We start from the raw sequence: 24,385 nt of genomic DNA on the forward strand, positions 1-24,385 counted from the left end.
ACAATCATCTATATCAGTTAGTTAGTGCGATTTAAAATATTGAAAAAAATGGAGTTGATATTTAAACGCACATCAAAGAAAGTAAAGAACAAGTACATCAAATTCTATTGTTGTTACTTTAATCCAATAATAATAATTACTTGGAATGAAAGAATTAATACTAGCATCCTACATCAAAAAATATTTTTTATTTGTTGTACTTTTTCAGACGTTGTCTTTTTCAATAATTGCTCAAAGTTTAGAGAATCAAACAAAGCCATCACCTCTAACTGAAGTAACTTCAGATGTGGTCTTTTCTTCAGAAAGGTTTACGATCACTTTTCAACCTGATGGTAAAATCACTTCCTTAAAATTGAAGGATGGGAATGAAGTTTTACTTTCGACGAACCGATCATCGATGTATATAATTTTGATGAGTGGGGAAAGAATCGAACTTAATAAAATATTTCGTTCGGGAGATCAACTGATATTTTCGACTGCTGATGAAAAATTAATGGCGAGCTTCAATATCAATATTACGCCGACTTATATATCTTTTGATATGGTTGATTTTTATGGCAATTTTCCTGCAGGAGCAAAGCTAGAATTTGAACTAAATGCCCGTCCTTCCATGAAGTTGATGGCTTTTGATTACATATCGACCTTAAGAAAAAGTGGTAACTCAAGCACTTTAACTTTTGAGCATGTTTGGGATCGCTATAAAAGAGATAACTTATTGGGTGGTTTTGTCATGTACGCTTTCGCTAATGAGGTAGAGGAGGACGAAAGTATTCTTCAGGCTTGGGGGAATGAAGCCATACCTCATCCAAAAGTGAGTGGTGTGTGGAATTATGATCGAGCAAAACAATGGGTAGAAGAGTGGGAAGAGATGTTTTCGGATCAAAGTGTGATGTATATCCGACCTCAAAGTGTAGAAGAGTTACCATTATTTGAGCCGTATATCAAACAATCTGCTGTGACCACAATTAACTTCTTTACCGATGTTTGGCATGGAGGGTTTTGGCCCGATAATACGCTCAATTGGGAAGTGAATGGTGTGTTTCAAAATCAAGCGGAATTAGAATCGTATGCTTTACAGCAAAGAGAACATGGGAGGAGTATCAATTTGCATTATGTAAGTGGAGGAATTGGGAAAAGAGATCCTTTGTATGCTCAGGAAAATTTATCGGACGAGTTGGCGACTTGGGTTGAGGGAACGCTAGATCAATCCATCTCTGAAAATGATATCATTTTAACATTTAAGCCCAAAGAAGCATGGTATAAACCACCTTCAACTTTATCACAAGAAACAGAAATTTTTGGTCAGCTTACTGAATCATTACCTACATTTTTTAGATATGAGTATTTGCAAATAGGTAGCGAATTGATGAGGATTAGTGAAATTCAAAAGGATAATACTACTGACTTATGGCAAATTACTTTATCCAATAGAAGTATAAATGGAACATTAAGGTCAGCACATGAAGAAGGGGAAATTGTAAAAGGGATCGTAAGTCCTTACAATACTGTTTTTGTTCCCGATAATTACTCTGATTTATTCGATACCGTAGCAAAAAATTATGCAAGGTTAGTCAATGAATGTCAAGTATCAAATACTCTTTTTGATGGTGCAGAAATTCATGTATATAACGGTAGATGGGGCTTTGAGAAGTTTGCACAGACAGTGTATGAAAATGTAGATCATCCTGTATTGGTACGAACATCGAATGGAGCACCTCCCAATGCTGGATATATGGAGTATAAAATCAACCGCACAAAGAAATTTTTACAATCTCCAGTGGGAGACCATAATATCGGGCGAACATCGATTCGATTGGAGCGTTTGAGTACAACAGATAAAGGAGTTATAAAGCCATCATCAAATATGTTGGCCGCTCAATTTATGTTGAGTAGTCAGGCGGCTTATAATGGTAGTAATTTCTCGGTTTTAAGACCTGATCCAATGTTTGGAATTACGTTGGAAGAGTTTCAACAATATGGAAAAACGAGCGAAATGTTGTCACTGCTTCCAAAGTGGAAAACAATAAATAAAAACTTGACTGATGCTCAGAGACAATCGATGTTGGAAACGCATACGATGTATAAAAATCGATTGGCATCCAATACAGCATTTGAATTAAGAGACTTTGAGAACGAGGACGATTTTCTAATTTATCCTATCAAAATGATGGGAGAGAACCCAGCAGATATATCCGACGATTTATCCTATGGTTTGTTCCATATGTTGCAGGAAGATGGAATGTATGTGCCAAAAGTAGAAATGTCGTTTGATGAATCGAAGACGTTAATCAATCCTTACAAAGATCAAGTACCTCAATTCCAAATGAGGTTTATGTTTGGAGAAGGAGTAGTGGTTGATCCGAGTATTCAAATCGGTAATCAGATATTAAGGGTAAATACATCTGTGGAGTTATCGACTTCATCAACCTCATATATTGAGTATAGAGGAGGAGATAAAGCAGGAGTGTATGATAAAAACTGGAATCTTATTGAAGAAGTAGAAGTGACTATTTCAGGTGATTTTATTGCCATCAATGGTGAAAATGAAATTACCTTATCGTCTAGTAATTCATCCACTGCTGAAGTAGAACTCTTGTTATTTACGGAAGGAGAGCCTTTTGCTGTGGCCAAAGGAAGTAAGGATACCTCTTTAAAAGAATTGAAATTTGATGGAGTGAACTTCGAAGATTTGGATAATAACTTGGATCAGTTTACTCATCATTTACCTTGGGGAACAACACAAACTCCTGACATTACCGCTGTTGCAAATGATGCGAATGCCACAGTTGAAATTCTATCAGAAGAGGATGTGATTTATCCAACGATCATCAAAGTGACTGCAGAGGATAGAAGATTTTCTAAGGAGTATATCATAAATTATGATGTTGAGGGAGGATATGCCAACGCTAATATCCTTGAAATATCCATTGATAATCAGAAAGTAGAAGAATTTGAGAAAGATAAACTTACTTATGATCTCTATGGTCGTTGGAGAGAACAACCTACTTTTAAAGTCACTTTAGAAGAGAAAAACGCAAGTTATAATGTGAATTATCCTCAATCTGGAGGGACTTTACATGTCATTGTGGTGACGGCACAAAATGGATCAACAAAAAGTTATTACCTCTATTTAAAAGAGGGAGATGATCCTACAAGTTCTCATCATCAAAAAGAAAATATTAAAGTATATAAATCCAATGAAAATACTTTGGAGATAAAATCAGATAGTGATTTGAAAGGAAATATACTTTTGATTTATCACTTAAGTGGGCAAAAACTTTTACAAAAAGAATTGGATGGAACGCGTATTCAATTGCCGTTTTCATCAAAAGGAATATTTATCATTAAGATCATCGATCAACACTCAAGTGATGTGAGGAAGGTGGTGTTTTAGAATAATTTGTTTATTAAATCTCTGATATCAGGGTGAAGCGAAAGTTTTACCCTTTTTTATGCTTTTATAAGTATTACAAAACTTAAATGCTTATACCATCGAAATTGATTATTTCTTATCTTTAACCAAAGAATAAAATTGCATGAAAAAATATCCAATTGGGCTATCAAATTTTAAAGAAATTATAAGAGAGAATTATCATTATATTGATAAGACGTTATTAATAGAAGAATTTATTAAAAGTAGTGCAATTTCTATCTCTGTTCTACGACCAAGAAGATTTGGAAAGACATTAAACATGTCTATGCTTCATGCATTTTTTGATATTAAAAAAGGAGAGGAAAACAAATCACTTTTTAATCACCTTAAGATTAGAAAATCGGAAGTATGGAAGCATCAAGGAAAGTATCCTGTTTTATACCTATCATTTAAAGATGTAAAAGAAAAAACATTTGAAGATGCGATTAAAAATATTCATCAGCTTATTTTAAATTGGTTAAAGGAAAATGAGTTCTTGTATGATTCTGATAATCTTGGACGTTTTGATTTACAATTTTTAAATGACCTTATAAAAAGTGATTGTAATAGTGTCACCTTAAGCAGTTTTTTAAAAACGATATCATCCATTCTTCATAAAGTTTATAATCAAAGAGTCGTCATTTTGATCGATGAATACGATTCTTGCATTATTAAATCTTGGGAAGCCGGTTACTTTGATAATATGATCACCTTCATGCGTGGTTTTTTATCTGGTGGATTTAAGGATAATGATTATCTATACAAAGGAATTATCACTGGCATCCTCAGAGTTGCTAAAGAAAGTATATTTTCAGGTTTGAATAATCTTGAAGTCAATTCTGTTCTTGATCATGATTATGCTGATAAATTTGGATTAACAGAACAGGAAGTGAAACAACTTTTAGAGGATGGTCAGATTGATGTTCCTTTTGAGGATGTGAAATCTTGGTACAATGGTTATAAAATTGGGATACATTCTGATATATATAACCCTTGGTCTATATTAAGCTTTGCGAATAAGCCCAACCAAGGTTTTAGACCCTATTGGGTAAATACTTCTGCTAATGAATTGATTGAAGAATTATTGACGAATGCGAATGCTGATTTAGAAAAAAAACTGACGGGTTTTATAGATGGTCAGGTGATGGAATGTGAGGTTGAAGAAACTACTATTTTTCAAGATCTTGATGCAGGAAATGAGAAGACAGTCTTAGGGTTACTTTTATTTAATGGATATTTAACAACAACTTTCTCAAAAAATATTGATGGTATAGCTTATCATGGTTTGAGAATACCGAATATAGAAGTGAAAACGGTTTACAGACAGATGCTTCAAAGGTTATTATCAAAATCTACAGTGGTAAGTGAAAGTACAATTCTTACTGCTTTACTAGATCAAAATACCAAAGATTTTGAAATAGCTTTATCAGAATATTTACTTCACTCTTTTAGTTTTCATGATGTACAACATAGTGGGTCTCTACCCGAAAAAGTTTATCATGCATTTATTTTAGGTTTAATGGCTCACCTTTCTTCCAAGTTTATAGTAAAATCTAATCCCGAAACAGGACTTGGGAGGGCAGATTTACTGATCTACCCTAAAGATAGTAAAGACCCAAGAGGTTGGATTCTGGAGTTCAAGAAATTAAGACCTAGTTCTCCACCATTGCCTGAATTAGCAAAGGATGCGATTAAACAAATCCACGATTCGAAATATATAACCACTCTAAAAGAAAACAACAAAACAGACATCATGCTTGTGGGAGTTGCTTTTGACGGAAAAGAGGTGAGTTGTTTGACTGAGTTTTTATAATCATAAGGCATTTATGCCTTCAATTTTTGACTATAAACCAATTATAAGAAAGTAAACTCCCAATGCTAAACCGGTTTTTCTTCACTATACAATTTGATACTAACTAATCCATTCATAAAAACTACAACTTAATTTTATATGATAGAAAAATTATTGGAGGAGTTTCGACTCCTTTTTGCCTTTAAATCATCAAATAATAAATGGCAAAAACCTTTATTAACCACCATAAGTATAGGATTGCCCCTTTTATTAGGTTTATATTATGGGAATCTTCAATTCGGACTAACAGCATGTTTAAGTGGGTTGGTAATAATTTATCTTCCTGAAACAGGATCATATACCAATAGAATTTTAACTCTTTTGGTTTGTTCATTTGGCTTTATTGCCTCATCTGCATTTGGTTATTTTTTTAGTTTTCATCCAGTTGTTTCGATCATAGCATTTGGACTATTTACAGTGGTTGTTCATTGGGTTAATCTATTTTATAAAACTTCACCACCTAAGAGCTTTTTCTTTATATTAATAGCAGCAATGTCTATTTGTCAGCCCTTTGATATCGCATCTATTCCTTTAAAGGTGGGATTGATGACTTTAGGAACTATGTTAACCTGTATGTTCGCATTACTTTATTTACTTTATCTCTCGATTAAAGATCCAAAAGCTAATCAAGATAAAATAGTTCCTATTTTTAAACCTAATCCGTATGCAGATGTTTGGGAAACTATCATTTTTGGTGGATTAATGTCTACATCTTTAGGGATTGGTTATTACTTACAGTTAGATAATCCTTATTGGATTCCTATTTCATGTGCAGCGGTAATGCAAGGAGTTTCATTACATCACGTAAGGCAAAGAATGATACAAAGAATCTTAGGAACATTTGTGGGAATAGGATTCACTTGGTGCTTATTTCATTTTATCGATTACTCTCCCATAACAATTTGCATTTCAATAATTATCCTTCAATTAGTTATTGAAATGTTGGTGGTGAGACAATATGCATTAGCAGTTGTGTTCATTACACCGTTTACCATCTTATTAAATGAAGTAGCAAATCCACTTTTTCATAGTACCAATACATTAATTGTGCTTCGATTTGAAGAAATCGTAATAGGGAGTATACTTGGAGCAATTGGAGGATGGTTAACATACAAAGAGAAGATTCGACATAAATCCATTAATAAGATTGAAGGGTTGATGAAAATTTAAACATTGTACTAAGAAAATCAAGAACAAGGGTAATCGAATAGTCAACTTCATAAAAGGGAAATGAAGTTTATGATCATAAATGAATTTATTTTTCTTTTAAAATTGTTTGACCTTGATGGCGAATAACTTTTTAAACTAATATAGATTTGTGGAAACTTAGAATGAAAATGAGAACCACAGAAACATTAGAATTAAGGAAACTGATTCAAACTAAATACAGTAATATTATTGGTATTGAGGTTGTTAAAGATAATAAGGTTGTCTTTGAAGATTATTTTAACGGCTACTCAAACCATGATCTTGTGCATGTAGCATCTGTAACGAAAAGTATAGTATCGCTACTCCTTGGTATTGCTATAGATAAAGGATTTATAAAAAGTATCGATCAGAAAATCTTAGAGTTTTTTCCAGATTATATGATCAAAAGGAGAGAGACGACTATACAAGAGATCACAATCCGCGATCTTATTACAATGACTGCACCTTATAAATTTAAATATGAACCCTACACAAAAGTGTATTCAAGTGACGATTGGACGAAAAGTGTATTAGATTTTTTGGGTGGTAAGGGCAAAATTGGTCAGTTTAAATACACCACTATTGGATTACATGTCTTATCAGGAATTCTTGTTAGTGCAGTCGGTAAGTCTATCGTTGAATTTGCAAACGAAAATTTATTCCAACCACTCAATATTAAATCAACTCATCATGCACCCATAAAAAATAAAGAAGAGTACTTTGCTTTTCTGAAAAATAAAGGAGTGAGCGGTTGGGTAGTAGATCCAAAAGGGATGAATACCGCAGGATGGGGACTAGCTTTAACTTTAAATGATGTATCAAAAATTGGTCAATTATACTTGAATCTAGGTAAATGGAAAGGAACACAGATCGTCTCTTCTCAATGGATTGCGGAAAGTACCAAAGTACATAGTTTGTTTAACGAACTGCCTTATGGTTATTTATGGTGGATAATAAAAGACGAAACGATAAATGCCTATGCAGCTATCGGAGATGGAGGGAATATTATTTTTATATCTCCCGAGAAGGAATTAGTAATATCTATCACTTCTACATTTTTCCCAAGAGCAAAAGACAGAATAGAATTAATAAAGGAATTTATCATACCAATGCTTAATTTATAATAGACTATCTTTATTGAATAATCTTTCAAAAAACTAACAAATGAAAACTAAGGAATCCCTATTATTACTCTTATTCATTCTATTAAAATTTTTCTTACAATCTATTCTAATAGACTCAGGTTATGATTTACAGAGAGATGAATTTCTTCATTTAGATCAAGCGAATCATTTGGCTTTAGGATTTACATCAATTCCGCCATTTACATCATGGATCTCTTTTCTTATTAAACTTTTAGGGAATACAGTTTTTTGGGTGAAGTTTTTTCCAGCTTTATTTGGCGTCTTAACATTGGTCGTAGTTTGGTTCACAATTGATGAGCTGAAAGGAAATCTATATGCAAAAATACTTGGTGCATCCTGCATTTTATTTTCGGCCTTACTAAGGTTAAATACCCTTTTTCAACCCAATTCATTTGATGTACTAAGTTGGACTGTCGTTTTTTACTTCATCATAAAATACATAAATACTGATAAACCAAAGTGGATGTATTGGACGGCTGTATTTTTTGCTCTCGGCTTTCTTAATAAATACAACATTGCCTTTTTGGTACTCGGACTTATCCCAGGCATTTTGATGACAAAAACTAGAAAGCTATTACTAAGAAAAGAAGTATATGGAGCGATATTATTAGCGATCGTGCTAATATCACCCAACCTTTTTTGGCAATACAGTAATGACTTTCCTGTCTTTAAACATATGGAAGAGTTGGCCAATACACAATTAGTGAATGTACAAAGATTATCATTTCTCAAAAATCAACTCTTCTTTTTTACAGGTTCTATTTTTGTCATTCTCGCAGCACTTACAGGTTTATCGACATCAAAGGATTTGGGTAAATTTAGATTTTTATTTTGGTCATTTCTCTTCACATTAATCATATATACCTATTTAAAAGCCAAAGATTATTATGCCATCGGATTATATCCAATTTATATTGCTATTGGGGCAGTGTATCTAATCAATAAACTCGAAAACAATATTGGAAAAGTAATAAAGCCAATATTAATCGCTTTGCCTTTATTGGTCATGATACTCAGTTATGATATCGCATTCCCTAATCAAACGCCTGAATATATTATCCAAAATCAAGAAGAATATAAAGCACTTGGTTTGTTGAGATGGGAGGATGGGAAAGATCATCAGATTCCGCAAGATTATGCGGACATGTTAGGTTGGAGTGAATTGGCAGAGAAAGTAGATGTGGCGTATAATCTGATTAAAGAACCTGATAAAACTTTGGTGTTATGCGACAATTATGGTCAAGCTGGAGCGATAAATTATTACTCTAAAAAAGGAATTAAAGCAGTTTCATTTGATGCTGATTATGTCAATTGGTATGATCTAGATACAAAGTACACCAACTTAATTCGAGTAAAGTACGGAAGAGAAAGAGATAATGAACTGAAAGAAACAAGTCCTTATTTCGAGTATTCAGCATTACAAGATTCGGTAACGAATATTTATGCAAGAGAATATGGCACATCAATATTTATTTTTGAGAATGCTAAAATTGATATCAATAGGAGAATCGAAGAAGAACTGGAAAAAATTAAAAATAAATAGTTCAATAGCATTATCAAGCATGCTTGATAGAAACTAAAAAAGGCCAAGTGAAAAACTTGGCCTTTTAAAAATATATTCGTTTATACTGTATTGTGAGTTTTAGTTCTGTTGGATGTACATCACTTTAGTTTGTAAGTACTCCTCAAGACCATGTTTTCCGTCAGCACCACCAATACCCGATTTTCTAAATCCAGCATGGAAACCTTGGATTGCTTCGAAGTTTTCACGGTTCACGTACGTTTCACCGAAACGAAGCTCTTTTGTTGCTCTTAATACTTTATTGATATCATTAGTATAGATTGAAGAAGTCAGACCATACTCGCTATCGTTAGCAAAGTCTAAAGCTTCATCGAATGATGCTACTTTCATTACTGGAAGTACAGGACCGAATGTTTCGTTCTGCATCACTTCATGATGTTGCTCTACATTGGCAATTACTGTTGGCTCATAATAGTAACCTTTGTTGAAACGGTTAGATACTCTACCACCAAGTAATACTTCACCACCTTCTTCTACAGCACGTTTTACCATCTGATCTACTTTCATAAGTTGAGTAGAGTTGATCTGAGCACTCATGTCAGCTTTATCATCCGTACGAGCATCGCCCACGCGAACCGCTTTCATAGCAGGGAGAAGTTTAGTCATGAATTCATCGTATACTTCTTCTTCTACATATACTCTTTCCGCACAGTTACATACCTGACCGCTGAAGATTACTCTTGAAGCTACAATGGCTTTCACTGCTAAATCTAAATCAGCATCTTTACAAACAATTGCAGGAGCCTTACCACCTAATTCTAAAGATACTTTTGTAATGTTTTTAGCTGCAGCTTCCATTACTTTCTGACCTGCTACTACAGAACCGGTTAAGCTGATAATTCCTACATCAGGATTTTCTGTTAAAGCTTGTCCGATTTCATGACCGTAACCTGTAACGATACTTAAAATCCCTGCAGGTAAACCGATGTTTTCGATTAATCTAGCGAATTCCATACAAACCATAGGAGTTTCCTCACTGATCTTTACGATACAAGCATTACCTGTTAATAAAGAAGGTGCAATCTTACGTGCCATTACAAAGAATGGGAAGTTCCAAGGCGTAATACCTACAGCAATACCGATAGGTAATTTGTGTAACATCATTTGTTCGTTTGGACGATCACTTTGGATAATTTCTCCTTCGTAAGAACGAGCCAAACCTGCGTAATAATCAAAATAAACAGCAGTTACATCAATTTCTACTTGTGCCAAGCCCATTACTTTTGCTTGTTCGGTAGATAATGTTTCCGCTAAAAATACTCTGTTTTCACGGATAACTTGTGCCATCTTTTTTAGGTATTCTGCTCTTTCTACAGATGGACGTAATCCCCATTCAGTTTGTGCTGCTTTTGCAGCTGCAACTGCTCTATCTGCATCGTCTTTAGTACCTCTTGGGGCTAAAGCGATGACTTCTTCTGTACAAGGATTTAGTACCTCGATATGGTCCGCTGAACTCGAAAAAGAGCCTGCGATGAACTGTTGGTAAGTCTTTACTTGATTACCAGTAATAGTTGATAGATCTGACATAGTGTTTGTGTATTTATAATTTTTTGAAGTTCCAATCGGATTATGTGTGCAATCTACGATTAATGTTTTTTTTTAATTTCCTGCGGTTTCCTGCTAGGTATGCAGGAAACTCAAGGATACTTTCTTTTGGAGTGGGTAGTATGTTTGTAATGTGACAAAACAACAATGGATCAAAAAATAAAATCACAAATAAATTATGAACGCGGTATCACCAATTAAAGCGAAAAAAATTGATAAAAAGAGTACTTCCGATTCAAATTGGAAAATCACTCCTGAATTACCAAAATTAGAGTTCGAATGGGAGAAAGGATCTGATCCTGTTACACGAACTGAAGTAGAATTATTCTACAAATCGAAAGCAATTAAAAAGCTTAGAAAAGATATTTGTACGGCTGGTAGAAGGCTATGGGAAAGAGGTTATGTAGACGGAAACGGTGGTAATATCACTGTTCGTGTAGGCGATAATCTTGTTTTATGTACACCTACTTTAATCTCTAAAGGTTTGATGAAGCCAAAAGATATTTGTTTAATTGACTTAGACGGAAATCAAAAGGCAGGGCATAGACCAAGAACTTCAGAAGCTTTAACTCACTTAGCAATCATGAGAAGAATGCCAGCGGCTAAAGCATGTGTACACGCCCATCCTCCTCATGGTACAGCCTTCGCTATTGCTTCTATTGTTCCTCCAACAGGGGTTATTCCTGAAGCAGATATCTTCTTAGGTCAAATGGGATTAGCGAAATATGAAACTCCAGGTTCACCAGAAAACGCAGAGGTAATCGGAGAAACAGCTATCGACCACCAAGCAGTTTTGATGGAAAACCATGGTGTAATTGTTTGGGGTAGTCACTTGGAAGATGCTTACTGGAAAATGGAAAATGTAGAAGCTATTTGTCAAACAGTGATGGTAGCCACAACAGTTTCTCCAGAAATTTCTTGTGTAGGTATTGAGAAAGCAAAAGATATGATTGCCATTCGTCAGAAACTAGGTATGTACGACAAGCGTGCAAACTGGTCGGACGATGAGCTACTTCAAAACGACTATTACAAAAAAGCAAAAGTCGTCAACAGAAGATAATTATTGAGTCAAATGTGTGATCACTATTTTTTTATGAATTAAGATTTCCAACTAATTCATTTTTTCAAAAAGTATTGCTTGTTCAATGTTACAGGCAATACTTTTTACTACAACACATGATCAAATAGCAAAATACTTTTATCGAATTCCCTAACTAAATGAAATGAAAATCTTATGAAAATAGGACTATTTATACCCTGCTATGTAAATCAATTCTACCCGGAAGTGGGTAAGGCAACTTTACAACTTTTACAAAAATATGGTGAAGTAGGTTATCCATCAGGACAAACATGCTGTGGTCAGCCTATGGCCAATGCCGGCTGTGAAAACGAAGGAGTGGATGCACTAAAAGTTTTTTATCAACAGTTTAAAGACTTTGATTATATCGTAGCTCCATCGGCAAGTTGTATTCTGCATATCCGAGAACACGGAGGGAAGTTATATAAAGAAATGAAGCCTATTCTTCATAAGGTGTTAGATCTTACGGAATTCTTATTTGATGTGGTCAAGGAAGATCAATTACAAGCTTCTTTTCCACATAAAGTAGCCATACATAAATCGTGTCATGGTTTAAGAGGAATGCGTTTGGGACAATGTTCCGAAAGAGTTACTTGTGATGTATCCAAGCAAGATGAATTGATAAAACAGGTAGAAGGCATTACCTTGATTCAACCTCAAAGAGCCGACGAATGTTGTGGATTTGGCGGAACTTTTAGTGTTTCCCAGCCAGATGTATCAGTTAGAATGGGCAACGACAGAATAAATGATTACATCCAATCGGGTGCAGAGTATATCACTTCCGGAGATATGTCTTGTTTGATGCACTTAGACGGTATCATCCAAAGAAAGAAACTAAATATAAAAGTGATTCATTTAGCTGAAATCTTAGCTGCTCAATTATCAGAAACACCAAAACAGACGGAAGAACATGTCAACGCAGTATAAAACACATCAAGAGGGAGCAAAGCAATTTAATAAAAACCCTGATCGTGTTACTTGGCATGATAAGGCACTTTGGTTTGTTCGTGAAAAAAGGGATAAATCGGCGCATTCAATTCCAGAATGGGAAGAGTTAAGAGAGATCGCTTCTCAAATTAAAGCACATTCATTATCCAATTTAAATGGGTATTTGATGCAATTCGAGGAGAAAGCGAAAGCCAATGGAGTGCATGTGCATTGGGCCAAAGATGCTCAGGAGCATAACGAAATTGTGCATTCCATATTGTCAAAACATGAAGTGAAAAATGTGGTAAAGAGTAAATCCATGCTGACAGAAGAATGTGGATTGAATCCTTACCTTAACGATAAAGGCATAGAAGTAGTAGATACTGATTTGGGAGAACGCATTGTGCAATTGGCCAATGAACACCCAAGTCATATTGTACTTCCAGCCATTCATAAGAAAAAAGAAGAAGTAGGAGAGCTTTTTCATAAGCACCTTAACACAGAAAAAGGGGCTTCGGATCCTACTTACCTAACCGGAGCAGCACGTGAGCATTTAAGAGAGAAATTTTTAAATGCCGATGCGGCCATCACGGGAATCAACTTTGCCATTGCAGAAACTGGAGGGTTTGTGGTTTGTACCAATGAAGGAAATGTAGACATGGGTGCCAATTTAGCTCCAGTACATATTGCTTGTATGGGTATCGAAAAACTGATTCCAAAAGTAGAGCATTTAGGCGTATTCTTAAGATTATTGGCAAGGTCTGCCACCGGACAAGCCATTACAACTTACAGTTCTCATTTCCACAAGCCAGCGGATGGCAAGGAGTTGCATATCGTCTTGGTGGATAATGGAAGAACAGAACAATTAGGAAGAGAAGATTTTAGAAAATCCTTAAACTGCATTCGTTGTGGGGCATGTATGAATACGTGTCCAATTTACCGAAGAAGTGGAGGACACAGTTATACTTATACTATCCCGGGTCCTATCGGAGCCATCCTTTCCCCAGGAAAAGACTTAAAGAAACATAGTTCACTGCCGTTTGCATCTACTTTATGTGGCTCTTGTAGTGATGTTTGTCCAGTGAAGATTGATATCCATACGCAATTGTATAAATGGAGACAGTTGGTGATGAAAGAAACCAATTATGATAAGTCCAAACAAATTGGGATGAAGTTCGCAGGAAAAGCCATGGGAAGTCCTACGCTTTTTAATTTGATAGGGAAAATGGGAAATATCTTTCTGAAAGGTCCAAGAGCATTAATCTATAACGGATTAAACGCTTGGGGTATTGATAGAGAACTTCCAGTTCCCACCGAAACATTTGATGATTGGTACAAACAAAACGGTAAAAAAAATGAGCAGTAGAGAAAAGATATTAGGAGCAATTGAAAACATCAACTTGGACTCTAAACCTATGCCAGTCATTCCAATTTACGACGGCCTAGGAAAAGACAAACATGCTTTTTTTATTGAGATGTTACACTCGTTAGGTGTACAGGTAATTGTGAGCGATGATATTTCACAATTGCATCAAATTGCCGATGAGTTTAGAACAAATGGACCAGTTTATTCCGCAATCGATGCTATTCCATCTGACTTAACAGAGGGAGTCAAAAAATCATCACTCGAATGTGCCATTATCCAAGGAGATTTGGGGGTGGCAGAAAATGGAGCGATTTGGGTAGAAGGCGATCAATTGCAGCATCGTTCGCTTACCGCAATCGCCACAAATTTAGTGATCGTCATGCCATTCAAAAAAGTAGTATGGAACATGCACGAAGCTTATACTTACGTGCGACCTCAAGAAAATGGATACGGAGTTTTTATCTCAGGTCCATCAAAAACAGCAGACATCGAACAGTCTTTGGTAAAAGGAGCTCACGGAGCGAAGTCATTGACTGTTTTTATACAGAAATAAGCCTAATACGATACTATTTGAAAGAAAATAGTAAAGAAAATGCAAGAAAAGTGATTTAAATGAGACCTTTTTTCTCTTTTTATTCATAAAAGGTAGAAAAGAGGTCAAACCTTTCAAAGTGATGAAATGAGTAACTATTTGAAAGATTTGGAACCTAAATTATCCATTGAAGTAAGTACTTTTGACTTACCATCTGAGAAGAATTATGAAGTAAATGTCTTGGTAAAATGATTTTTACAGGGCTTCTCAGAACACTAACCTAAATGAAATGAAATATTATTTTTTTACACTTATCATGGCATTTTCATTAATAACAGGATGTGATGAAAAACATCAAATAAAAGAAGGAACTTTTGAGTACGATATCGATTTTTTGAAGCAACATCAAGAAACCATTGTACTGACGAATAATGATGGAAAAAGTAGAGTAGCTGTTGTACCTGCTTACCAAGGAAGAATTATGACAAGTAGTTCTTCAGGTGAAAAAGGGAACAGCTATGGATGGTTAAATTATGAGGCCATCGCATCAGATAAATTAGAAGAAAAAATTAATGTTTACGGAGGTGAAGACCGCTTTTGGATGGGTCCAGAAGGCGGACAGTATTCTATTTTTTTTAAGAATGGAGATGACTTCACTTTCGATAAATGGCAAACGCCTAAACAAATAGATATAGAGGGGTTTGATATTGTTAGCCAATCCGAATCAAGTGCTTCTTTTCAGAAAGAGATGAAATTAGAAAACTACCATGGTTTTCCATTTCATATTCAAGTAAACAGAGCAGTAAATGTATTTGATCAGAAAACAGTAGAAGGAAACTTAGGTATCGATTTACATCAATTACAATTAGATTATGTAGGGATAGAATCGGTAAATGAAATTAAGAATATCGGAAATCAACCTTGGTCGAAAGATACGGGTCTTTTATCCATTTGGATTTTAGGAATGTTGAAGCCTTCTGATCAAACAAAAATGATGGTGACCTACAAAGGAGCTCCGGAATATAAAAGCTATTTCGGTGATATTCCATCAGACAATATTGCAGTAAAGAACGACATGATCTTACTGAAAGCCGATGGGAAACACAGAACGAAGATTGGTTTGGCTCCTGAAAATACAAATCCATTGATTGGTAGTTACGATACAGAGAAGAAAATTCTGACGGTTTGCCAATTCACTTTTGGAGAAGATAAGGAGTATGTCAATTCACTTTGGGAACATCAAGAAACGCCTTATCAAGGAGATGTAGTAAATGTCTATAACGATGGGCCATTGGAAGATGGTGGTCAGTTAGGTCCTTTTTATGAGTTGGAATCATCATCACCTGCTAAGGAATTGGGGATAAACGAATCGGTAAAACATTCCCATATCACGTATCATTTTGAAGGTGATGAAGCAGATTTAAACTCCTTATGTCAACAACTATTCAAAGTACAACTAAGTGATATCAGCATTTAAGATATGGGGGTGAAATGAATTTTTTAATAGAGATTTTTTGGGACGATCGACAAACACAAAGCACAAAGTATTGAAAAAATATCTGCCCCCTTTTTTTAATGATAACAATAAAAAGAAACATGAACAATCCAGCAATAGAACATAATAATTCGGTTACGACCGAAATAGAAGATAAAAAGAAAGATACTGTGGTGGAGAAGAGGTATTTATTGCCTTTCATCCTGATCTCCAGCCTTTTTGCATTGTGGGGTTTTGCCAATGATATTACCAACCCTATGGTTTCGGCCTTTGAAACGGTAATGGAGATTTCAACTTTTAAGGCGGCCTTTGTACAAATGGCTTTTTATAGTGGATATTTTACAATGGCTTTACCGGCTGCTGTCTTAATCAAAAAGTACTCTTATAAGAAAGTGATTATGATAGGGTTAGGCTTGTATGCTGTCGGTTGTCTATTATTTATTCCAGCAGCCCAATATCAAGTTTTTGCTTTCTTCTTAGTATCTCTTTATATCATCACTTTTGGATTAGCATTTTTAGAAACGACAGCAAACCCTTTGATTATGTCTTTGGGTTCTAAAGAAACAGCTACAAGAAGATTAAATTTTGCACAATCATTCAATCCAATTGGATCTATTACAGGGATGTTTGTAGCACAACAATTTATCTTGTCGAGCCTGCATTCTGCCGAGAAAGCTGCGGATGGATCATTAATTTATGAAACCTTATCTGCAGTTGATAAAGAGGGCATTAGATTGCATGATTTAATGGTGATCCGTGACCCATATGCAATGCTGGGAATAGTGGTCATTTTAATGTTTATTATCATTGCTGTGACTAAAATACCCCAGAATACTAAAATTGGTCAAAAAGTGGATTTTGGTGCAATTTTTTCTAGATTAAGCCAAAACAAAGAGTATAGAGAAGGTGTAATTGCACAGGTATTTTATGTAGGTGCACAAATAATGTGTTGGACATTTATTATCCAATACGCTGAAAATATTGGTTATTCTAAAGCAGATGCTCAGGCCTTAAATATTGTGGCGATGATAACATTCTTATGTTGTCGTTGGGTCGCAACATTTATGATGAAATATATCAAGCCATCCTTATTATTAACCATTTTTGCTTGCGGTGGTATTTCTACCATTTCAATTACAATTTTGGTCGGTGGAGATATAGGTTTGTATGCATTAGTAGCTACCTCTGCATTCATGTCGCTTATGTTCCCTACCATCTACGGTATCGCCTTAGATAAAGTGGGTGAGGATAGTGAGTTTGGTGCAGCAGGTTTGGTCATGGCGATTGTAGGAGGGGCGTTAATGCCTCCACTACAAGGTAAAATGATTGATCAGGACTTCATTTTTGGTCTACCGGGAGTGAACTTCTCCTTTATTTTACCACTCATCTGCTTTATAGTGATCGCTATCTTCGGTTACAGAAGATTCGCAACGAAATAAATGAATTAAATTAATAAACAAATTAACCATACACTGAGATGATATTGAATAAATCAAACTTGCCTAAAATTGGTATTAGACCAACTATTGACGGAAGACTAGGAGGCGTAAGAGAAAGCCTTGAAGAGCAAACGATGGAAATGGCAAGAACGGTAAAAACGTTCTTGGAAGAAAACTTAAAATACCCAACAGGGGAGGCAGTAGAATGTGTAATTGCTGACTCTACTATTGGACGTGTAAAAGAAGCAGCAGACTGTGCTGAGAAATTTGTAAAAGAAAATGTTGGATTGTCAATTACGGTAACTCCTTGTTGGTGTTATGGTAGCGAGACGATCGACATGACTCCTCATATTCCTAAAGCGATTTGGGGTTTTAACGGAACGGAAAGACCAGGTGCTGTATATTTAGCAGCAGCTTTGGCAGGGCATTCTCAAAAAGGAGTTCCGGCATTTAGTATCTACTCTCATGAGGTACAAGAAGCAGGAGATAAGTCCATCCCTCAAGATGTCCAAGAGAAATTATTGAAATTTTCTAAGTCAGGTTTAGCCGTGGCAACAATGAAAGGTAAGTCGTACTTATCTATTGGTTCGGTGTCAATGGGTATAGCTGGATCCATCGTAGACGAGAACTTTTTCCAAGAGTTCTTGGGCATGAGAAACGAATATGTAGATATGTCTGAAGTATCTAGACGTATCGAAGAAAATATCTTTGATCAAGCTGAGTATGAAAAAGCTTTAGCTTGGACAAAAGAAAATTGTGTGGAGGGAGTGGATTTGAACACTGAAGATGTGCAAAGAACTCCTCAAGAAAAAGATAAAATTTGGGAACAAGTAGTAAAAATGACATTGATCTGTAAAGATTTAATGTGCGGTAACCCAGAATTAGCAAAAGCTGGTTTTGGTGAAGAAGCACTGGGTCATAATGCCATTGCTGCTGGTTTCCAAGGTCAAAGACAATGGACCGATTTTAAGCCTAATGGCGATTTCATGGAAGCGATTTTGAACTCATCATTTGATTGGAACGGAATCCGTAATCCATACATGATGGCGACAGAGAATGACGCTTTAAATGCGGTATCTATGTTGTTTGGTTACCTATTGACAAATCAAGCACAAGTATTCTGTGATGTAAGAACATTCTGGTCAGCGGATTCAGTAGAAAGAGTAACTGGTGAGCGTTTAGAAGGTTTAGCTGAAAACGGTATTATTCACTTAATCAACTCTGGATCGGCTACCTTAGACGGTACAGGTCAACAATCTGATGCAGACGGCAATCCTGTTATGAAACCATTCTGGGATATCACTGAAGAAGAAAAAGAAAAGTGTCTTCAAAATACGCAATGGCCTGCGGCAATTCACGAATACTTTAGAGGTGGTGGATACTCGTCTCAGTTCTTGACAAAAGGTGGTATGCCTGTAACTATGGCTAGAATCAACAACATCAAAGGGGTTGGCCCAGTACTTCAGTTAGCTGAAGGATGGAGTGTTGATTTACCAAGTCATGTACATAAAGCATTAGACCAAAGAACTAACGAAACATGGCCTACCACTTGGTTCGTTCCAAGATTAACAGGTGAAGGAGCGTTTAAAGATGTGTATTCTGTGATGGCCAATTGGGGAGCAAATCATGGTGCATTCTCATTCGGTCACTACGGAGAGGAATTAATTACTTTGGCTTCAATGCTAAGAATTCCAGTGTGTATGCACAACGTAGATACAGATAAGATTTTCAGACCTAGTTCATGGGCAGGTCATGGCATGGATGCAGAAGGAGCAGACTACCGTGCATGTTCGAACTACGGACCTTTATATAAGTAATTGACTATCGGTTACCTAGTTTTGGCCACACTTTAGTGTGCTCAAAACCAACTACAACCAACCCACGGTTTCAACCGTGGGGAACATCTAAGTGAGACTGAGGTTTCTGAATCTTACTAAAAAGAAAGCAAAATGGAAAAAGACTTGGCATTAGTTCTTGACTGTGGTGCAACCAACATCAGAACAATTGTATTAAACAAACAGGGTGAAGTAGTCGCAAAGTTTGCCATCAATAGTACTTCAAGACCTGATCCTTTAAATGAGGAATATACTATTTGGGATATCGATGAAATGATGGACAAATTGAGTTTTTGTTCAAAGAAAGTCGTAGAAAGTATTGATCCAAATAGAATAGCAAGTATTGGTATCAGTACGTTTGGGGTGGATGGAGCTTTTGTGAATGAGACTGGCGAGTTGCTTAGTCCTGTCATCTCTTGGAAATGCCAAAGAACAATTCCAATTCTTGAAAATATCGATAAGTACTTTTCTTCTGAAGAGTTATTGATAAAAACAGGAGTAGGTGCATTCAGCTTCAATACCATCAATAAATTGATATGGTATAAAGAAAATCAAAAAGAAACCATTGATCAGGCGAAACATTGGCTATTTATTTCTTCATTAATCGGCTATAAATTAACCAATGAGTTCTATACTGATCATACTATGGCAGGGACTTCCCAGCTTTGTAATCTTCAAACCCAAGATTTTGATGTTGAGATTTTAGAAAAGCTTGAATTGGATAGATCTCTTTTCCCTACAATGAAATATGCGGGAGAGGAAGTAGGGAAACTAAATGGTAAAGCCGCAGCAATGTTAGGTTTACCAGTAAATATTCCTGTAAAAAGTATAGGTCATGATACTCAATTTGCTTTATTCGGAGCAGGTGTAGATCTTAAAAATGCAGTATTAAGTTCTGGTACTTGGGAGATTTTGATGGTTCAAGCATCAGAAGTTAATTTAAAGGCAGATCTTGCACAACACGGTATAACCGTAGAATTTGATCCTGCAAAAGGAAAATACAATATCGGTTTACAATGGATGGCTTCAGCAAATATTGAATGGGTAAAAAATACTTTCTTTAAAGATATTCCATTAGATGAGGTCTATGAAGTGATGATCAAGGAAGCATTAAAATCGGAAGTGGAAGAAGATTTTTATGTACCGAAACTTCAACCAAATCAGAAGATTCACCTTACTAATCTTGATCTATTAAATAATAGAGGTGATATTTTCAATTCTTGTATGAGAAGTCTATCTCAACAACTCAAAAAAGCAATTGATATTCTGGAAGAAGTAAGTAATTTCAAGATAGATCAAATTACCGTTGTGGGTGGTGGAGCAAGAAATGCACATTGGAATCAACATAAAGCCAATGCAACAGATCTAAAAGTAAAAACAATCCAAGAAAAGGAAACAACAGTTTTAGGAGCATCCTTCTTCTTGTTTGATGAATCATCAGAAGAGATTAGAAGTAAGTATGCATATAATTTCACAGAATTTATTCCTTCTAATGAATTAGAAGTCGTCTAAATAAAAAGGAGCTGCGAACTCCAAAAAAATAGGTCGTTACAATGTAACGACCTATTTTTTTCTCAAAACTTGAGTAGTAGGAAAACTTTCATTCTATTGATAGATAACTACCTTCTTCGATTTATCACCCATTGGGACATTTTCCCAAACAAAATGATCCTTCACAAGAGGGTACCCAGCTCTAATAATATCACTATTACCATTACTTTGTACGATATCAACAGTGTAGAAACCTAATTTCTTAGCAAAAAGAATATTATATTCTTCAATTTGACTAAGAGGTAAGAAAGTTCTTTCTTTTATTTCTAATTTTTTCCAATCCAAATACTTTGGTAAGTAGTACTCGTAGAAATTGGTACATTCTCTGACAACGTCAGGATTTAAATTCTTGATTTTCTGAGTGTAAGAAAGAATTACCGCCATGATATCGCCATAATCTTCCGCCTCATTTCCTAATTCCATAGAATGAAGCATATTCAACACCAATGTGTTTTTATATGTTCTTTCCTTAGGTAGCCAGCTCACATTGAATATCAGGAACATAGCTTTAGCAAAAATTTGTTTCTTGTAGTTGACTAATTTATTATTAAGTGCCTGATCATCATACGACTTAATGTTATTGTTATTAGCAATTACCAAGAATTTACCTACTGTTTTTGCAAGGAAGTTTTTAATACCAAACTGTTTTTGAGCAATTTTCCCTTCAACAAAAACTTTGACATTTAGATCTTTGTCTTCATCATACACTTCAATATCATAGTGCATCAATAAAGAGTCAATAAGAATAAGAAGATTGGTAAAATCTCTGATCTCTAAAGGTTTATCCATCTCATCTGTGATACCCTTCTTTTTGAAATAAGGATTCAAAATGACATCGTATTGTTTGTTGATACGATCCGAAAGCTTTTGTAATGATACATATACCTGATCATCAATACCTTCGGCCTCCTCCATATTTACCTTTTCATCAACTTTATTGATAAAGTTGATCACCTGATCATTAATTGTCTCTGTAGTTTCAACCAATAACTCCTTTTGAAGAGCAGCCCAATTTGTAATAATGCTACCTAAAAGGGTCTTTATACCTTCTACAGATTCATTATCTTCTTTTAAGTATTTTGCTATTTTTTCCAATGAAATATCTTTTTACTAAAAATGATGCTACAAAGTTATACCTATACTTTTAAGGTTAAAAAAATATGAGAGGTTCGTTTACATAATTTATTCAAATGGGTGATAATTATAGGAATTTCTTATTAAAAGTATAGTTTTTTATAAGTGAAAACCTGAAAAGTGGTGCTATTCAAGATGGAATTTCACAAAATCTAAATAGGAGAAATTCTTAAGAAAGAAAATCCAGAGTTTTTCAATTGGGAATGAGCGTCAGAATAGTTAAGATAATATGTTTTCAATACCTATTATTATCAGTTTTATCGTTAATTTTGTAATAGAATTAAATAACACAACAGATCTACTCTAACGAAAATAAAATGATCGAACAATTATCGACGATTTTTAAAGAAGAAGGTAAACACAATGCTCCCAAATACATTCAACTCAGTAATACTTTTAAGGCCCTAATTCGCTTAGGAGTGTTAAAGGCTGAAGATCGAATGCCTTCTTTTAATGAATTGATCGTTGATCTTGATGTTTCCAAAGACACGATTGAAAAAGCATATAAGATTTTAAAAGAAGAACATTATATCGTAAGTGTCAGAGGCAAAGGTACTTTTGTGATGAACAGCCCAGAATTAGGGAAAATAAAAGTGCTTTTGATTTTTAATAAGATGAGTGTTTCAAAAAAGAAGTTGTACGAATCTTTCACAAAAACATCAGAAGATCATATTGAAACCAATCTCCTTTTACACGACGGGAATTTATCGCATTTAGAAAAGATCATTCAAGAACAGAAGAACAATTACCACTACTTCGTGATCATTCCTATTTTCAAAAAAGTCTCCGATCAGGAAGTACAAAAAGTATTAAAATTAATACCATCCAATCAGTTACTTTTATTGGGTAGGGCAGAAAGTAATTTAAGTGAAGAAATTCCGAGTGTTTACGAAGATTTTTCTGAAGATATATTCAATACACTTCAACAAAATATAAAACCTATTGTACAATTTGATCAATTGCATTTAGTAATTGCAAAAGATAGTTCACGATCGCTACAAGATATTTGGTCAGGTTTTGTAAGATTCTGTTTGCATTTTAATTTGAGTTATAAAGTGAGCTCAAATTTTAATGAAGGAGATATTGAAAACAATACTTTATATATCGTAACTATTGATGAAGATCTCGCTAATATCATCAAAGATTGTCGAACGAATAATTGGCAATTAGGAAAAGATATTGGGTTGATTTCTTATAACGATTCTCCATTAAAAGAAATTTTGGAAGGAGGAATTACCATCATCACCTCTTCGTTTAAAGATATGGGGAAAATTGCTGCTTCTCAGATCATCAACAAAAAATTGGAGAGTGTAAAAGTGCCATTTGTGATGAAAAGGAGAGCTTCTTTATAAAATATACCATTTAATTATTAGGAGTGACTATACATAATATAAAACGGCACCTTAATCTATAAACCGATTAAGGTGCCGAAATCATTATATTATTTTTTTACTGATAGGTCAATTTCCCATCAATCTTTAGGTGATGATTATCTACATGGTATTCATACTTTGAAGAAACGAATACCTCATGATCTTCAGATTCTAACATCACAGATGATCTAGAATCTGGTAAAAACAATTCTACTTTAGAATGATCTTGACTTAAAATCACATACGCATTTGATGTTGATTTAGAGTCCAAAGGTTTTAAAGTGGTACCCACTTCCCAAGCTCTTACACATTCTTGATAGGTTTCACTCCACGTAAAGCCAGCTGAACCAATACAGCCGTGAGCATCTTTGTCGTTCCCGGTCATTTGTTCTTTAGAGGCGTTTGAACTGCCCGTTCCACATGATGAAAGAGCGAAGATAGTGAAGAGAAAAATAGTTAAGTTTTTCATGTATTAGTTTTTTGAGTTGAATATCAATGACTTAAAAATACTATTATTATTACTTAGATAAAAACTAAAATGTAAAAAGTCAGTTAATCGACCCTAATTATCGATAAATATCATAGAAATATTACCCAAAATAAACTCATTTTGTTAACGCATCACAATAATGTTTCCATTATTGGAAACTAAAATCCATATTTGTATCATCAGTTTCCAAATGAGGAAACATAAAAAGTTTACTGATTATAAAAAATGAGACCGTGATTTGTGTCACTCTTTTATGATGATCATAATTTGCTGTTAATAAAGGTAATTAGTGTAACTCGGCTTATTTCTAAACGTTAAAATATGTATAGTTTCTAAAAGTAGAAACCATTAATTTTACTCTAATTGAAATGATACAAGGCCAGAAAATAAAATTGTTAATGAAGTTTTCTTAAGTTTCTTAATATGGAAACTAATTTTCAT

The 24,385-nt window shown here is 34.8% G+C and carries 17 protein-coding genes; 14 read left to right on the forward strand and 3 right to left on the reverse strand.

Annotated features, from left to right (window positions below; genetic code table 11):
* Positions 1-145: 145 nt before the first annotated feature.
* The 5 genes from KMW28_RS24525 to KMW28_RS24545 all read left to right on the forward strand — a co-directional run bounded on the left by KMW28_RS24525 (position 146) and on the right by KMW28_RS24545 (position 9,140).
* Positions 146-3,394, forward strand: a complete 3,249-nt coding sequence (locus KMW28_RS24525; protein WP_169663555.1) for a hypothetical protein — start codon at positions 146-148, stop codon at positions 3,392-3,394.
* Positions 3,395-3,536: 142 nt separating this feature from the next.
* Positions 3,537-5,225 carry an AAA family ATPase gene (locus KMW28_RS24530; protein ID WP_169663556.1) on the forward strand — a complete coding sequence of 563 codons (1,689 nt, stop codon included), beginning with the start codon at positions 3,537-3,539 and terminating at the stop codon, positions 5,223-5,225.
* Positions 5,226-5,363: 138 nt separating this feature from the next.
* Positions 5,364-6,434 (forward strand): FUSC family protein, encoded by a 1,071-nt coding sequence (locus KMW28_RS24535; protein ID WP_169663557.1) that lies wholly within the window; start codon positions 5,364-5,366, stop codon positions 6,432-6,434.
* Between the two features lie 167 nt (positions 6,435-6,601).
* Positions 6,602-7,576: a serine hydrolase domain-containing protein gene (locus KMW28_RS24540; RefSeq protein ID WP_169663558.1), complete on the forward strand. Its 975-nt coding sequence runs from the start codon at positions 6,602-6,604 to the stop codon at positions 7,574-7,576.
* Positions 7,577-7,616: 40 nt separating this feature from the next.
* The gene (locus KMW28_RS24545) at positions 7,617-9,140 is read left to right on the forward strand and encodes an ArnT family glycosyltransferase (protein ID WP_169663559.1); all 1,524 of its coding nucleotides are present in this window, start codon (positions 7,617-7,619) and stop codon (positions 9,138-9,140) included.
* A 99-nt stretch (positions 9,141-9,239) separates the two neighbouring features.
* Here KMW28_RS24545 and aldA read toward each other — a convergent pair whose 3' ends face one another.
* Complete coding sequence (gene aldA, locus KMW28_RS24550) at positions 9,240-10,706, reverse strand: aldehyde dehydrogenase (RefSeq protein WP_169663560.1); 1,467 nt, start codon at positions 10,704-10,706, stop codon at positions 9,240-9,242.
* A 196-nt stretch (positions 10,707-10,902) separates the two neighbouring features.
* On the opposite strand from aldA, the gene KMW28_RS24555 reads away from it, so the two are divergent.
* From KMW28_RS24555 to fucK, 8 genes are all read left to right on the forward strand, one after another.
* On the forward strand, positions 10,903-11,784 hold the full coding sequence (locus KMW28_RS24555; protein WP_169663561.1) for a class II aldolase/adducin family protein: 882 nt from the start codon (positions 10,903-10,905) through the stop codon (positions 11,782-11,784).
* Positions 11,785-11,958: 174 nt separating this feature from the next.
* Positions 11,959-12,729 (forward strand): (Fe-S)-binding protein, encoded by a 771-nt coding sequence (locus KMW28_RS24560; RefSeq protein WP_169663562.1) that lies wholly within the window; start codon positions 11,959-11,961, stop codon positions 12,727-12,729.
* A complete protein-coding gene (locus KMW28_RS24565) occupies positions 12,713-14,095 on the forward strand; it encodes a lactate utilization protein B (protein ID WP_169663563.1) in 1,383 nt (460 codons plus the stop codon). Before KMW28_RS24560 ends, KMW28_RS24565 begins: the two co-directional genes overlap by 17 nt.
* Positions 14,085-14,648, forward strand: a complete 564-nt coding sequence (locus KMW28_RS24570; protein WP_169663564.1) for a LutC/YkgG family protein — start codon at positions 14,085-14,087, stop codon at positions 14,646-14,648. The genes KMW28_RS24565 and KMW28_RS24570 overlap by 11 nt, the downstream gene beginning before the upstream one ends.
* Before the next feature lie 268 nt (positions 14,649-14,916).
* Entirely contained in the window at positions 14,917-16,104 is a 1,188-nt protein-coding gene (locus KMW28_RS24575) for a DUF6786 family protein (RefSeq protein WP_169663565.1), read from the forward strand.
* A 119-nt stretch (positions 16,105-16,223) separates the two neighbouring features.
* Complete coding sequence (fucP, locus tag KMW28_RS24580) at positions 16,224-17,561, forward strand: L-fucose:H+ symporter permease (RefSeq protein ID WP_169663566.1); 1,338 nt, start codon at positions 16,224-16,226, stop codon at positions 17,559-17,561.
* 38 nt (positions 17,562-17,599) lie between these two features.
* The gene (locus KMW28_RS24585; protein WP_169663567.1) at positions 17,600-19,378 is read left to right on the forward strand and encodes an L-fucose isomerase; all 1,779 of its coding nucleotides are present in this window, start codon (positions 17,600-17,602) and stop codon (positions 19,376-19,378) included.
* A gap of 132 nt (positions 19,379-19,510) precedes the next feature.
* On the forward strand, positions 19,511-20,908 hold the full coding sequence (fucK, locus tag KMW28_RS24590; protein ID WP_169663568.1) for an L-fuculokinase: 1,398 nt from the start codon (positions 19,511-19,513) through the stop codon (positions 20,906-20,908).
* 93 nt (positions 20,909-21,001) lie between these two features.
* Here fucK and KMW28_RS24595 read toward each other — a convergent pair whose 3' ends face one another.
* On the reverse strand, positions 21,002-22,042 hold the full coding sequence (locus tag KMW28_RS24595) for a hypothetical protein (protein WP_169663569.1): 1,041 nt from the start codon (positions 22,040-22,042) through the stop codon (positions 21,002-21,004).
* A 356-nt stretch (positions 22,043-22,398) separates the two neighbouring features.
* Here KMW28_RS24595 and KMW28_RS24600 point away from each other — a divergent pair, with 356 nt between their 5' ends.
* Positions 22,399-23,433, forward strand: a complete 1,035-nt coding sequence (locus tag KMW28_RS24600) for a GntR family transcriptional regulator (protein WP_066214558.1) — start codon at positions 22,399-22,401, stop codon at positions 23,431-23,433.
* 97 nt (positions 23,434-23,530) lie between these two features.
* Here KMW28_RS24600 and KMW28_RS24605 read toward each other — a convergent pair whose 3' ends face one another.
* On the reverse strand, positions 23,531-23,923 hold the full coding sequence (locus tag KMW28_RS24605) for a hypothetical protein (RefSeq protein WP_169663570.1): 393 nt from the start codon (positions 23,921-23,923) through the stop codon (positions 23,531-23,533).
* Positions 23,924-24,385: the final 462 nt, after the last annotated feature.

The sequence above is a fragment of the Flammeovirga yaeyamensis genome (assembly GCF_018736045.1).
GTDB classification, from domain to species: Bacteria; Bacteroidota; Bacteroidia; order Cytophagales; family Flammeovirgaceae; genus Flammeovirga; species Flammeovirga yaeyamensis.

Coding starts and splice junctions, on each gene's coding strand:
- KMW28_RS24525 (WP_169663555.1), top strand. CDS start 146: ATGAAAGAATTAATACTAGCATCCTACATCAAAAAATATTTTTTATTT.
- KMW28_RS24530 (WP_169663556.1), top strand. CDS start 3,537: ATGAAAAAATATCCAATTGGGCTATCAAATTTTAAAGAAATTATAAGA.
- KMW28_RS24535 (WP_169663557.1), top strand. CDS start 5,364: ATGATAGAAAAATTATTGGAGGAGTTTCGACTCCTTTTTGCCTTTAAA.
- KMW28_RS24540 (WP_169663558.1), top strand. CDS start 6,602: ATGAGAACCACAGAAACATTAGAATTAAGGAAACTGATTCAAACTAAA.
- KMW28_RS24545 (WP_169663559.1), top strand. CDS start 7,617: ATGAAAACTAAGGAATCCCTATTATTACTCTTATTCATTCTATTAAAA.
- aldA (WP_169663560.1), bottom strand. CDS start 10,706: ATGTCAGATCTATCAACTATTACTGGTAATCAAGTAAAGACTTACCAA.
- KMW28_RS24555 (WP_169663561.1), top strand. CDS start 10,903: ATGAACGCGGTATCACCAATTAAAGCGAAAAAAATTGATAAAAAGAGT.
- KMW28_RS24560 (WP_169663562.1), top strand. CDS start 11,959: ATGAAAATAGGACTATTTATACCCTGCTATGTAAATCAATTCTACCCG.
- KMW28_RS24565 (WP_169663563.1), top strand. CDS start 12,713: ATGTCAACGCAGTATAAAACACATCAAGAGGGAGCAAAGCAATTTAAT.
- KMW28_RS24570 (WP_169663564.1), top strand. CDS start 14,085: ATGAGCAGTAGAGAAAAGATATTAGGAGCAATTGAAAACATCAACTTG.
- KMW28_RS24575 (WP_169663565.1), top strand. CDS start 14,917: ATGAAATATTATTTTTTTACACTTATCATGGCATTTTCATTAATAACA.
- fucP (WP_169663566.1), top strand. CDS start 16,224: ATGAACAATCCAGCAATAGAACATAATAATTCGGTTACGACCGAAATA.
- KMW28_RS24585 (WP_169663567.1), top strand. CDS start 17,600: ATGATATTGAATAAATCAAACTTGCCTAAAATTGGTATTAGACCAACT.
- fucK (WP_169663568.1), top strand. CDS start 19,511: ATGGAAAAAGACTTGGCATTAGTTCTTGACTGTGGTGCAACCAACATC.
- KMW28_RS24600 (WP_066214558.1), top strand. CDS start 22,399: ATGATCGAACAATTATCGACGATTTTTAAAGAAGAAGGTAAACACAAT.
- KMW28_RS24605 (WP_169663570.1), bottom strand. CDS start 23,923: ATGAAAAACTTAACTATTTTTCTCTTCACTATCTTCGCTCTTTCATCA.